The organism is uncultured Sanguibacteroides sp. (genome assembly GCF_900543425.1).
Lineage (GTDB): Bacteria > Bacteroidota > Bacteroidia > Bacteroidales > Marinifilaceae > Gabonibacter.
Window position 1 is genome coordinate 251,149 of record NZ_UQRQ01000001.1, and the last position, 13,719, is coordinate 264,867.

12 protein-coding genes are annotated in these 13,719 nt (G+C 39.0%); 11 read left to right on the forward strand and 1 reads right to left on the reverse strand.

Features of this window, described 5'->3' with window-relative positions; translation table 11 throughout:
- Positions 1 to 476: 476 nt before the first annotated feature.
- The 4 genes from QZR76_RS00995 to QZR76_RS01010 all read left to right on the forward strand — a co-directional run bounded on the left by QZR76_RS00995 (position 477) and on the right by QZR76_RS01010 (position 3,171).
- A complete protein-coding gene (locus QZR76_RS00995) occupies positions 477 to 1,601 on the forward strand; it encodes a DEAD/DEAH box helicase (protein WP_294139572.1) in 1,125 nt (374 codons plus the stop codon).
- A 67-nt stretch (positions 1,602 to 1,668) separates the two neighbouring features.
- A complete protein-coding gene (locus tag QZR76_RS01000; RefSeq protein WP_294139574.1) occupies positions 1,669 to 2,121 on the forward strand; it encodes a cold shock domain-containing protein in 453 nt (150 codons plus the stop codon).
- A gap of 84 nt (positions 2,122 to 2,205) precedes the next feature.
- Positions 2,206 to 2,424, forward strand: a complete 219-nt coding sequence (locus QZR76_RS01005) for a hypothetical protein (RefSeq protein ID WP_294139576.1) — start codon at positions 2,206 to 2,208, stop codon at positions 2,422 to 2,424.
- Positions 2,425 to 2,589: 165 nt separating this feature from the next.
- Positions 2,590 to 3,171 carry a dienelactone hydrolase family protein gene (locus tag QZR76_RS01010; RefSeq protein WP_294139578.1) on the forward strand — a complete coding sequence of 194 codons (582 nt, stop codon included), beginning with the start codon at positions 2,590 to 2,592 and terminating at the stop codon, positions 3,169 to 3,171.
- Positions 3,172 to 3,213: 42 nt separating this feature from the next.
- On the opposite strand, the gene QZR76_RS01015 is transcribed toward QZR76_RS01010, so the two are convergent.
- Positions 3,214 to 3,945, reverse strand: coding sequence for an SAM-dependent methyltransferase (locus tag QZR76_RS01015; protein WP_294139580.1), 732 nt, complete (start codon positions 3,943 to 3,945; stop codon positions 3,214 to 3,216).
- 119 nt (positions 3,946 to 4,064) lie between these two features.
- On the opposite strand from QZR76_RS01015, the gene QZR76_RS01020 reads away from it, so the two are divergent.
- The 7 genes from QZR76_RS01020 (at position 4,065) to mltG (ending at position 13,516) form a co-directional block, all read left to right on the forward strand.
- Positions 4,065 to 4,826, forward strand: a complete 762-nt coding sequence (locus tag QZR76_RS01020; protein WP_294139581.1) for an MBL fold metallo-hydrolase — start codon at positions 4,065 to 4,067, stop codon at positions 4,824 to 4,826.
- A 152-nt stretch (positions 4,827 to 4,978) separates the two neighbouring features.
- On the forward strand, positions 4,979 to 7,492 hold the full coding sequence (gyrA, locus tag QZR76_RS01025; protein WP_294139582.1) for a DNA gyrase subunit A: 2,514 nt from the start codon (positions 4,979 to 4,981) through the stop codon (positions 7,490 to 7,492).
- A 48-nt stretch (positions 7,493 to 7,540) separates the two neighbouring features.
- On the forward strand, positions 7,541 to 8,785 hold the full coding sequence (locus QZR76_RS01030; RefSeq protein ID WP_294139583.1) for a tetratricopeptide repeat protein: 1,245 nt from the start codon (positions 7,541 to 7,543) through the stop codon (positions 8,783 to 8,785).
- A 229-nt stretch (positions 8,786 to 9,014) separates the two neighbouring features.
- Positions 9,015 to 9,824, forward strand: a complete 810-nt coding sequence (locus tag QZR76_RS01035; protein ID WP_294139584.1) for an SDR family oxidoreductase — start codon at positions 9,015 to 9,017, stop codon at positions 9,822 to 9,824.
- Between the two features lie 10 nt (positions 9,825 to 9,834).
- Complete coding sequence (locus tag QZR76_RS01040; protein ID WP_294139588.1) at positions 9,835 to 11,430, forward strand: DUF3078 domain-containing protein; 1,596 nt, start codon at positions 9,835 to 9,837, stop codon at positions 11,428 to 11,430.
- 4 nt (positions 11,431 to 11,434) lie between these two features.
- On the forward strand, positions 11,435 to 12,481 hold the full coding sequence (locus QZR76_RS01045; protein ID WP_294139590.1) for a nucleoid-associated protein: 1,047 nt from the start codon (positions 11,435 to 11,437) through the stop codon (positions 12,479 to 12,481).
- A 6-nt stretch (positions 12,482 to 12,487) separates the two neighbouring features.
- Positions 12,488 to 13,516, forward strand: coding sequence for an endolytic transglycosylase MltG (mltG, locus tag QZR76_RS01050; RefSeq protein ID WP_294139591.1), 1,029 nt, complete (start codon positions 12,488 to 12,490; stop codon positions 13,514 to 13,516).
- Positions 13,517 to 13,719: the final 203 nt, after the last annotated feature.

Below are 13,719 nucleotides of genomic sequence, written 5' to 3' on the forward strand. Positions count from 1 at the left end.
CACGATAAACGTATGTATATCTTCTTCAGACTACATACGTTTTTTTATTACACGAAAATCAAACCTGAATACCTGAAAGATTCCTGATACACTACCAGTTGATTTCGGATGGCTACTCGATATAGTCAATCATTGAAGCAGAAAATAAATTGTTTATCTCAATTATTGTATTACCTTTGCCTCGCAGTTAGAGTTACGAATCATTATCGTCATAGTTCTTCTTTGTCATAAAGCAGGCCTCTTCTTTAATTATCCTTCTCTCTAAATATAAGATTTCAAATGAATATTGGCATTTCAGGCTTAAGTTACAGCATGAATGATGCCGATTTAAATAAATTATTCCCAGGGTACGAAGACATCTTCAACTAAAATCCGGGAAGTGTAAAAGAAGTAATAAATACATTGAAAAGCGAATTTTTTAAGCCGTACACGGTTTGGCTCAGATGAGTGCGTTTTCAATAATAATAAATAAATATATGACATTTAAAGAATTAAATATAGCCCTACCTATTTTAAGGGCTATAGAAGAAAAAGGATATACGGTACCGACGCCTATACAAGAAAAAGCAATTCCTGCCGCATTAGCTAAAAGTGATGTATTGGGTTGCGCACAAACAGGAACAGGGAAGACCGCTTCTTTTGCCATTCCTATTATTCAACACTTACAGGCAAATAAAGAGACTGCTATTTGTAAAGGAATTAAAGCCCTGATACTGACGCCGACCCGTGAGCTTGCTTTACAGATCGACGAGTGTATCGACGACTATGCGAAATATACCCGTATCCGTCATGGTGTAATATTCGGAGGTATAAATCAGTGTTCACAAGTCGATATGTTACGGAAAGGAATCGATATCCTTGTGGCTACTCCGGGACGTTTGCTGGATTTGGTCAATCAGGGATTCGTGCGCTTGGATCGTATTCGGTATTTTGTACTTGACGAGGCAGACCGTATGCTCGATATGGGATTTATTCACGACATCAAACGGATTTTGCCCAAGCTCCCGAAAGAGAAACAAACGTTGTTTTTTTCGGCAACAATGCCGGCCGGTATCGTTGCTATGACGGAGGTTTTACTGAAAAATCCGGAAAGAATTAATATAACACCCGTGGCGTCAACGGTCGATGCCATAGAACAGTTCGTGTATTATGTGGAAAAAGAGGAAAAAAAGCATTTGTTGATTTCACTTTTACGGAAGGCAGAAAATCAGTCGGTACTCGTTTTTTCACGTACCAAACATAATGCAGATCGGATTGTTCGTTCATTGAGTAAAGCCGGGATCGGAAGTCAGGCTATTCACGGAAATAAAAGTCAAACTGCCAGACAATTGGCACTCGGGAATTTCAAATCGGGCAAAACACGGGTTATGGTGGCCACGGACATTGCTTCCAGGGGAATCGATATCCATGAATTGCCTATGGTCATTAATTACGATCTTCCGGATATCCCTGAAACTTATGTACATCGTATTGGACGTACCGGAAGAGCTGGAAGTATGGGAAAAGCCTTTACTTTTTGTTCGCGGGAGGAGCGGAAATTGATAAACGATATTCAAAAATTGACAGGCAAGAAACTCTGTAAGGTCGAATTTTCGAATTGACAGAAAACATAGAGGAATAATTATTCCTCATTCGGGAGACGATTAAGTATGAATTAAATAATAATATATGGCGAGATCTGCAATACTTGGTAAACGTGAAAATGAAAAAAAGAAACAAGCCCGACGAATGGAAAAACAAAACAGGAAGGAAGAGAGAAAACAATCCGGTAAAATAAGCAGCTTTGACGATATGATCGCCTATGTCGATAAAAATGGAGTGATTACATCGACACCTCCGGAAGATAATGACAGGGGAGAGGAGATAAATCAGGAGGAAATATTGATATCAACGCCCCCGAAAGAGGCTCCGGCTATTCTAAAGGGACGGGTAGAACATTTTAATACGCTCAAAGGTTACGGTTTTATTAAAGACCTTGCGGGAACAGATAAATACTTTTTCCATGTGGATAATGTACTGGCAGATGTAACCGAAAATGATATTGTAACATTTGACCTCGAAAGGGGTAAAAGAAGTATGAATGCGATAAATATTTGTGTAATAGATAAATCCGAAAATTGATATTTTTCGGCTATATACACGGCGTGGAGATGAAAATAAATCGTTTTCAAAGAGAAAAATGAAAATCCAAAATAATTTAAAATTATGAACAAAAATACTGTTATTCGTTCTAAAAAAAAATCATCTAATCAATCGGCTGAAAACATACTCGAAGAGCATAAAAAGAAAATAGATAAAGTGATCCATGTTATAATCAGTGCACGAACAACGCTCGAATTTTCGGCCCACCTGTCCCAAGAAGAGAGAGAAAATCGCATAGAGAACTATAAAAAACGACACAAACCGTTGACGGGAGAATGGTAACATTTTCGTGAGTAATAAAGAGTAGGGCTTCTAATGAAGTCCTTTTTTTATATAATTGCATCATTATCAATATATTTATTATTTTATTTATTTTTTCCTGATAAAAGTGTAACCTTCTTCCTTTTTCTTCGTAAACGAAGAGTGTAAAACATTAAAATAAAGGAAATGATGAGAAGTTATACATGTGAAGACGTAGTTTTGTCTGATAAAAATACAATTAAAGGATGGTTATGTAATCCTGAGGAAGAGGGGAAAAAACCGGCCGTGATCGTGTTAGGACCGCGGGATTCGAAAGACGATAAAATTTCTATGCGATATGCCACCCGGTTGGCTAATTATGGCTATGTTACCTTATGCCTGGAAGAGACGGAAAATATAAAGGCTGCTATTGACTACCTGAGCTTTAAAGAAGAGGTCGATGCAAGTAAAATGTACGCGGTCGGTATTTGCCATGGAACGAACGAGGTAATCAACCGTACCGGAGAGGAGCAACGGTTGAAAGCTATTGCTCTTGTATCCGGTTGTTACAAGAAGAAAGAGGCTTCGCAATTGAAAACACCTACGATTATTATTCATGGCGGAGAAAATGAAAGCTTGGAATCGGCGCAGGAGGTATATGAAACCATTAAGGCAGAAGATAAAATGGCCATTTGGGAAGATTCGGTTTCTCGTGTACAATATTATGAAGATCCCTTAGTGTTAGACAAAACGGTAAAAAATGTTTATCGGTGGTTTAATACTCACTAATATCTGAAAAAGAAACTTTATCTATGAGAGGCTGTCCTGATTTTACGATCGACAGCCTTTTTTATATTCTTTTATTCCCGCGTATACGATGAAAATGGTCGGACGCTTGTGTATATCGGGTTTTTCTTTTTTCCACTCTCTTACCGGTAATGTTCTGATGTATTCGTTTACCGTTGTCAAATCACAGGCAATGGTTAATTTCGTTGACGGGGAAAGAACGGATAACATATCTTCTAATAATGCTAAGTTCCGGTAAGGCGTTTCGATAAATATTTGCGTCCTGTTTTCTTGCAAGGATTGTTTTTCAAATGTTTTCAACGCTTTGCCCCGATCTTGTTTGTTTACCGGTAAATAACCGTTAAATGAAAAATGCTGTCCGTTGCAACCGGAAGCCATTAAAGCTAAAAGAATGGAGGAGGGACCGACCAACGGGACAACTTGAAACTGATGCTGATGAGCCAGGGCTACGAGTTCTGCACCCGGATCGGCAATCCCCGGGCATCCGGCTTCCGAAATAATGCCTACATCCTGTGTGCTCAGATAGGGGAGATAAGATTCGATCTCTTCCCGTGTTGAGTGTTCGTTCAGGTCTAAAAAAGTCAAATCGTCGATGCGGATATTTTTATCTATTCTTTTTAAAAAACGTCTGGTGTTTTTTGCGTTTTCCGTTGCGAATACCCTTATGTTCTTCAAAATATCAGTCACGTGTTCCGGGAGTACTTGTTGTACCTCCGTATCTCCAAGTAAATTGGGGAGTAAATATAATTTTCCCATGATAAAATGTTTGCTGCAAATATATAGGATTATTTTTATCTTATTAATTTTGTCCGTAACTAAAAGAGGTAACCGGGGAGTTTCCGGGGAATTTTTTTGTGATAATAAATAATTAACCGATGAAAATAACGATTTTAGGAAGTGGGACTTCGCAAGGTATTCCCGTTATAGGATGCGAATGTGAAGTGTGTCGATCCAATGACACCTACGACAAACGCTTGAGAAGTTCTGCTCTGATTGAAATAGAAGGGAAAAAATTGTTGATTGATGCCGGCCCCGATTTCAGATACCAAATGTTAAGGGCGCACGTAAAGGACGTACGGGCCATTCTTTTGACACATGAACACAAAGATCATACCGGAGGATTGGATGATGTAAGGGCTTTCAATTGGATAAAAGGAGGGTATGTCGATATCTATTGCGACCAACGAACTTGTGACGCCATTCATAAAGATTACGCTTATGCTTTCATGCCTGTTAAGTATCCGGGTGTTCCGGATATGAGTATGCATGTTATTGACAATCGTCCTTTCTACGTGGACGATATAAAAATTATTCCGCTCACGGTTATGCATTACAAATTGCCGGTTACCGCTTTTCGGATCGATAATTTCGCGTATATCACAGATGCGAATTTTATATCGGAAGAGAGTAAGAAAAAACTGAAAGGGGTGGAGTATTTGGTTATCAATGCTTTAAGGAAAGAACCTCATATCTCTCATTTTTCATTGGATCAGGCTTTGGAGGTTATTCGGGAATTACAAGTTAAACGAGCCTATATCACGCATATCGGACATCAGATGGGATTAAGCGCTGAAGTTTCCGCAGAATTACCCTCAAACGTGCAATTAGCCCACGATATGCTGACGTTTGAAATTTGAATTTCGTCATGTGAATGTTAATAAAAAAGAGGATAAAATTTCAATTAATCGGTCGTTTTTATTACATTTGTGAAATTTTGGAAGAGAAAGGGTTATTTTATAACTAAAAACCTTATTGTCAATTTGTTAATAGAGTAATTAGATCATATTAAATGGAAAACATCGGAGAAAAAATTATTAAAATCAACATCGAGGAGGAGATGAAATCTTCGTACATTGATTATTCAATGTCGGTGATTGTATCCCGTGCATTACCAGATGTCCGGGACGGCTTAAAGCCGGTGCACAGAAGGGTGTTGTATGGAATGAGTGAATTGGGGGTGACCTCTGGTAAGCCATTCAAGAAATCAGCCAGAATAGTCGGAGAAGTATTAGGAAAATATCATCCTCACGGTAATAGTTCCGTGTACATGGCAATGGTACGTATGGCTCAGGAGTGGTCTTTACGATACAGGTTGGTAGAAGGGCAGGGTAATTTCGGGTCGGTTGACGGTGATAGTCCGGCTGCAATGCGTTATACCGAAGCACGTCTGATGAAAGTTGCCGAAGAGACATTAGCGGATTTGGAAAAGGATACGGTTGATATGATTCCGAACTTTGATGAATCTTTAAAAGAGCCGAGTGTATTACCGACCAAAATTCCTATTTTATTAGTAAACGGTGCATCCGGTATCGCTGTCGGAATGGCAACCAATATGCCGCCTCACAATCTTAGAGATACCGTTGACGCCATATGCGCGTATATTGACAATAACGATATAGAGATCGATGATCTGATCCGGATCATTAAAGCTCCTGATTTTCCTACAGGCGGTACGATTTACGGATATAGTGGAGTAAAAGAGTCGTATCACACGGGAAGAGGACGTATTATCATTCGTTCTAAAACTTCTATTGAAACGACACCTCATGGAAGGGAGAAGATTATTGTACATGAAATTCCCTATATGGTTAATAAAGCCGAGTTGATTGTTAAGATTGCAGACTTGGTGAACGAGAAAAAGATAGACGGAATTTCAAACATCAATGACGAATCGGATCGTAATGGAATGCGAATCGTTATCGATCTGAAAAAAGATGCGATTGCTAATGTCGTTTTAAATACTTTATTGAAACACACGGCATTACAAACTTCCTTCGGCGTTAATAACATCGCATTGGTCGGTGGAAGACCCCGGCTGCTGAACTTGAAGGATTTGATTCGGTTATTCGTGGATCACCGCCATGATGTCGTTACCCGCCGTACCCGTTTTGAGTTAAGACAAGCGGAAGATCGTGCTCATATTTTGGAAGGTCTGATCATTGCTTCCGATCATATAGACGAAGTGATCCGTATTATCCGTGCTTCAAAAACTCCGGATGAAGCTAAAAACGGGTTGATAGAACGTTTTTCTTTAAGTGAGGCTCAGGCCAGAGCCATTGTTGAGATGAGGTTGCGTCAGTTGACGGGATTGGAGCAGGATAAACTAAGGACGGAATACGAAGAGATCATGAAATTGATCGAGCACCTGAAAGCTATTCTTGAAAGTGTAGAATTGAGGATGCAAATCATTAAAGACGAGCTGTTACAGGTAAAGACTCAATACGGGGATGAGCGGAGAACGGATATTGTTTACGCGTCAGAAGAATTCAATCCCGAAGACTTTTATGCCGACGAAGAGATGGTGATCACCATCTCGCATATGGGGTATATCAAACGCACCCCTTTAAGTGAATACAAGGTCCAAAATCGGGGAGGAGTAGGCTCAAAAGGGTCCGCAACACGCGATGAAGATTTTCTGGAGCATATGATTACGGCAACTATGCATAATACGATGCTGTTCTTCACCGAAAAAGGAAAATGTTTCTGGTTGAAAGTATGGGAAATTCCGGAAGGAACGAAACAATCCAAGGGCAGGGCCATACAGAACCTGTTAAACATAGAACCGGACGATAAAGTTAAAGCTTATATCAATATTCTGGATTTAAAAGACACGGATTATATCAATAGCAACTATATTGTATTGTGTTCCAAGCGAGGCATCGTGAAGAAAACGACCTTGGAGGCTTATTCACGTCCGAGGGCTAACGGTGTAAATGCTATTACAATAAAAGAGGGCGATCAACTTCTGGATGCCAAATTGACAAACGGAGAAAACGATATCATGATCGCCGTTAAATCGGGTAAAGCTATTCGTTTCCCCGAAAAGAAAGTTCGTCCGATGGGAAGAACGGCTTCAGGTGTCAGGGGTATTACGTTAGGTGGTGAAAACGATGAAGTTATCGGCATGATATGTGTTGAACCGGGCAAAGCCGATGTGTTGGTCGTTTCGGAAAACGGATACGGAAAACGCTCCGATATAGAAGATTATCGTATTACCAATAGGGGAGGAAAAGGTGTAAAGACCATCAACCTAACGGAAAAAACAGGTAATCTGATTTCTTTAATCGATGTGACGGACGATGACAATTTAATGATTATCAACAAATCAGGATTGACAATACGGCTTGATATATCAACGTTAAGGATTATGGGGCGGAATACGCAGGGAGTAAAATTAATCAATTTAAGAAACGACGATGCTATTGCTGCTGTAGCTAAGGTCTCTTCGGCTAAAGAAGAAGAAACGGAAGGAGAGAAGGAGGGGAGTGTCGATGGCGAAACAGAACAAAACGAAAATAACTGACGAATTGAAAAGCAACAATATCTAAATGTGAAATAAATTTTATAACGTATGAGAAAACTATCTTTTATCATTGCACTTCTACTTTGCGCGAATTTTACATTTGCACAAAAAGGGAAAGTTACTTCTGCGGTTAGCTTTTTCACGCAAGGAAAGTTAGACAAAGCCAAAGAATTAATAGATGAAGCTATCGTTCATGAGAATTGTGTAAGTTGGCCTAAAGCCTATTTTGTAAAAGGACAAATTTATCAAGCCATTTACGAATCCCAGAACCCTGATTATTTGAAATTGGTGAAAGACCCTCTGAATATCGCTTGGGAGGCTTTTCAACAAGTAATCAAATTGGATGATAAGGGAAAATTTAAAAAAGATTTGATCAATCAATATGCCAATCTGGTCGGTGATTTTCAAAATTACGGCGTAGAAATTTATAATAGAGGTGTAGATAATGATAATAACGCGAATCCCGATGCAGCTAAAAAAGATTTCATTATCGCTTTGGATAACTTTAAACGAGTATTGGAAATCAATGCTTCGGAATACGGAAGTCAAAAAGTAGATACGGCCATTATTTTCAATTCAGGAATTACTGCCCAGAGAGCAGGAGATTTAGAGCAGGCTTTGGACTTTTACAAAAAAGCATTGGAATTGAATTATGACGCATCCAAAATTTATCCGATGATTATCAGCATCCTGTTTACTCAAAGTAAGGACGCAAGCGATTCGGGTGATAGTGTTTTGGGTAAAAAATACCAGGAAGAAGCTGTCCAGTATCTGCTGAAAGGACACGAATTATTCCCGAACGAATCTTATTTGCTGATACAGTTGATTAACTATTACTTGCAAGGAGATACCCCGGAAAAAGCAGAGAAATTTCTGGATGCGGCTATTGAACAAACACCAGATAATTCAGAACTTTATCGTGCTAAAGGAGATATGTACGAGACTTTGAAACAAACGGATAAGGCTGAAGCTATGTACCTCAAAACGTTGGAGCTGAACCCGAATGATTTCAGAGCTCAGTATAACCTGGGAAATATTCAGTTGCAAAAAGTTATCGTAAAACATAAAGAAATAGACGAACTGAATGATGCAGAGTATGAAGCAGCTTATAGTCAGTTATTGAACGAATACGAGTCTGTTATTCCTTATTTTGAAAGAGCTCTGGAACTGGAACCGGGCGAGAAAAACACGTTGATCACGTTGAAAGAGTTGTATTACAGGTTGAGAGATAAGCCTAATACGGACTACATGAAGAAATATGAGAAAACAAAAGAGATGCTGGATAACCTATAAATCCGGTTTTTGCTTAAAGACGAGATTCTTTCGAATCTCGTCTTTTTTATTAGAATAAAAACGGTGGAAGGGAGTTTTATATATTTCATTTAACATAATATAAATTATGGGACAAATATTACAATGTATATTGCGGGAAAATTTTTTCATTTTTATCAATAAACGATCTGTTTTTCAAATCCACTTTTTATTCTTATTTTTGTCATAAAGTAATGAATGAAATTATCTCATGCAGAATAAAGTGGTAATAATTACCGGGGCTTCTTCCGGTATTGGCAAGGCGTTAGCGTATGAATTTGCGAAGTTTGGGAGTAAAATTGTAATGGCAGCCCGTAATTTGGCGGAACTTCAGCAAATAGAAAAAGATCTGGAAGATAAAGGTACGGAAGTTCTCTCGGTTCAAACGGACGTGACTCGTGAAAACGAGTGTAAACATTTGATCGAACAAACCGTTCGGAAATTCGGGAGAATTGATATTTTGGTCAATAATGCCGGTATTTCCATGAGGGCTTTGTTTGACGAGCTGGATGTGGACGTAATCCGGCGCGTTATGGATGTTAATTTCTGGGGAACAGTTTATTGTACGAGATACGCTATCCCCTATTTGCTTGATTCTAAAGGTAGTTTGGTCGGAATCATCTCTGTGGCCGGCTTTATCGGCTTACCGGGTAGAACCGGATACGCCGCGAGTAAATTCGCCGTAAGGGGGTTTTTGAATACCCTGCGGGTTGAAAATCTGAAAAAAGGATTGCATGTATTGGTTGCGGCTCCCGGCTTTACGGCTTCCAATATTCGTAAAACCGCATTGGTTGCAGACGGAAATCAACAAGGAGAAAGCCCCCGGGAGGAAAATAAGATGATGTCAGCCGAGGAGTGTGCCAGAATCATCGTAAAAGGAATAAAAAAACGGAAACGGGAAATTATAATGACATTGGTAGAAGGAAAAATATCCGTATTCTTAAGTAAGTGGTGGCCCGGTTTATTAGACAAATTAGCCTATGATCACATGGCCAAAGAACCGGATTCTCCTTTTAAATAATTGTGAATCAATGATATTTTATGTGTTTATTTTTATCTTAAATTTAATTTCTTTTTCTCTTTTCGCACAGGAAAAGGGGAAATTAAAAATCATGCAATCCTATCCTATCCCGATTACTGTTTTAAAAATCAGTCGGACGGATTCTCTCCGTTTTACCCGTGTCCCTGATTTGATTTACAGGTCGGCACGATTAAAAAACGAGCATATAGAAAATCCGGCTGTTCGTTATGCATTGGAAAAACTTACCCGGGACAGGTCAAAATATTACGAATTGAAACAAGCCATAAACACGTTGAGAGGATACGCTGAAAACGAACATATAAAATACATGATAAATTATCTTCGGGCCTACTTTGAGACGATTGGAGAGAAGGAAAAAGCCATTCGGCAGTTACGGGAACGTATCCAAAAAGATAGCTTGGAATACCGTAAGAGAAATCCTATGGATTCGGTACGTTATGATATACTTTTGAATCAAGATTTACAATCTCTTCTTACCTTTATGGAAGAAGACGAGAATTATCGATGGATGCGTGAAAAAAGCAGGGATTCTATCCCCCTGATTATATTGAATGCTTCGGATAAACCGAATCAGGTTTGGTTGAATAGAGGAAAGACCTATTATTACTATTTCTCAACCAAGAATATCGCCGGAGATTCCGTAGGCTCCTGGTTAAGGGTATCTTCCCGCGGAAATCGGGTGAAGTTTTTTGTAGATGAAAACATGTATCGGAAATATGACCAATCCGGTAAAAAAACAAAAGATATTGGCCTGAAGCTGCAGGACTCGGCTTATTTGAAATTAAAACCCCTGACCCCCATTCCGATAAAAAGAAACTACTGGCGATATTACTGGGATATCAGCTTCGCTTTCGGACAAGGATATTTTAGTGATAGTTGGGCCTCGGGAGGAGAAAATTCGCTCTCTATCCTTTCCGACTTAAAGTATTTCTTGAATTACAAAAAGAACAGTTTATCCTGGGAGAATGCTTTCCGGTATAGATTAGGTGCGTTAAAGAGCGGAAAGGAAGAGTTAAGTAAAAACGAAGATAAATTTGAGATATTATCCAAATTAGGTGTAAAAGCTTTTAAGCATTGGAATTACGCGGCACAGTTCGATATGAATACGGTGCTGTTCAGAACTCACAACTATCCGAAAAACGATCAAATTATCGCTAATTTTCTCTCTCCGGGGTACTTTACCATCTCTTTAGGTCTTGATTATAAACCTAAAAATAATATCTCTCTTTACCTCTCGCCTATTGCCGGACAATGGATTTATGTCCGGGATACGGCCAGGGTTGATCCGACTCGGTATGGCGTTGAAAAAGGAAAAAGATACAGGAGCGATGCCGGAGCAAAAGTGGAATTAAGGGATGAGCATGAGTTTTTTAAATTTTTAAAAATAGACAATCGGCTGATTATTTTTTCCAGCTATTATGAGAAACCGGAATACATAACCGTAGATTGGCGTTTAAGCCTTGATTTCAAAATAAATTATTTTATGAAGACATCTGTCTATATGAATGCCATATACGATCAGAACTACTCGAAAAAAATACAGTTTAAAGAGACTTTAAATCTCGGAGTATATTTTAGATTTTAATCCTATGATGAATTTTGAAAATTGTGAAATTAATAATATCGTTATTCACGATATCGGAAATAAGTACGAAGAAGGAGATGTCAGGTTTTCTGAATCTAATTTTGTCCCGGATGAGCAGGAGGTTCATAATCTGCTGAAAACTTATTTTCTGACTCCTTTTAAAAGAGATGCTTTCTACCGTTTTTCTGCTTACGAGGGAGAACTTTCCCGCAATCCCGTGTATGCGGCAATTCATTCCGTATTTGAGGATCCGGATTCTTTCTATAAGGCATCCATCGATATAGCCCGACATTTGTTCGATCAATCCAATCATCCGAATATTAAATCCGGAGAACTCTATTTGGTGCATTTTAAGAATTGTCTACTGGAAGACGGGACTTGTGATGCGATTGGTATTTTTAAATCGGAAAATAAAGATACTTTTTTGAAAATTATTATCAATCAAAATAGCTATCAATTGACCAGCGAGTCCGGCATCAATATTAAAAAATTAGATAAAGCCTGCTTGATCTTTAATGTGAACGAGGAGAACGGATATCGGGTTACTGTATTAGATAAAACCAATAATACGGAGGCCGTATACTGGACAACTGATTTTTTGGGATTGGAACAGCAGGAGGATGACTATTTTCAGACCTCCAACTACTTGAAATTGTGTAAAGATTTTGTACAGGAGGTATACAACCGGGAGAACGACATCCCTAAGGCCGACCAGATCGATATGCTGAATCGATCCATCGATTATTTCAAAAAAGCAGATACTTTTGATGAAGATCGGTTTAAGGAAGAGATTGTCATGGATCCGCAAGTCATTCGTGCGTTTGAAGATTTTAAAAACTTCTACGAGGAAAAAAATGAGATTGCCTTAAAGGACTCTTTCGACGTGTCGGATAGTGCTGTAAAAGATGAAAAACGTTATTTCAAACATGTTTTGAAATTAGATAAGAATTTTCATGTTTACATTCACGGTCAAAAAAAATACATCGAGAAAGGATATGATTCGGCCAAAGATATGAACTATTACAAATTATTTTTCCGGGAAGAAAATTGAAATCCAATGAACAGGGTAACGAAAAGAATTACAATACTCCTCTCGGCTCTTTGTCTCGCGGGAGTTATCGGGGTGGGAATCGGATATTATTATGTATTTTATCCGAATATTACGGTAAAAGATGACGGGATCATTTACGTTCGAAACTCGGATTCGATAACGGAGGTGCTGGATACCCTGCGAAGCCGGGGATACGTCAAACACCCTTCTACCCTGCTTCGTGTCGCCCGGTTGAAAAATGCAAAAACAAAAGCCGGACGTTACAGGATCAGAGAAGGTATGAACAATAATGAATTGGTCAATATGTTGCGTTCGGGAAATCAATCCCCGGTACAACTCACTTTTAATAATATACGTACGTTGGAAGAGTTTGCCGGAATGGTATCGCGTCAATTGGACATATCTCCCGAGGAATTACTCTCCCGGCTTCGCGATCCAGATACGACGATTCAATATGGTTTCTCCCCGGCAACCGTGATCGGTATGTTTGTTCCCAATACATACGAGATATATTGGAATATTTCAACTTCCGATTTTTTAAAAAGAATGTATAAGGAATACCAACGTTTTTGGAACAAACAACGTCGGGAAAAAGCGGAAGCGATAGGACTCTCTCCCCTTGAAGTGACCGTATTGGCCTCGATCATTGAAGAAGAGACCGTGAAACCGGAGGAGTACCCTGTCATCGCCGGGGTTTACTTGAACCGGTTGAAAAAAGGAATCAAATTGGATGCTTGCCCGACCCTTAAATATGTTTTGGGAGATTTCACGATTACCCGTATTCTGGATCGCTATTTGGAAATAGATTCGCCTTATAATACTTATAAGCACGCCGGACTTCCTCCCGGGCCCATTCGAATGGCCTCTATTCAGGTTATCGATGGTGTGTTGAATTATCAAAAACACGATTACCTCTATTTTTGTGCCAAAAGCGATTTTTCCGGTTACCATTATTTCTCCAGAACATTACGTCAGCATAACGCTTACGCGCGGGAATACCATCGGGAATTGGATCGAAGGAAAATCTGGAAATAGCTAAGAAATTAATACCCAAGCGTACAGGACGATACAAATGGCAAAAAACTCAAAATTAAAAACTTACTTTCTTTGCAAATTCGGAGTAAAATAGTAACTTTGCGGGCGATAAAATAATTTTTTATTATTTAATTTATTAATAAACAAACAGTTATGTTGAATCATTACGAAACCGTTTTCATCACAACTCCCGTTTTATCTGA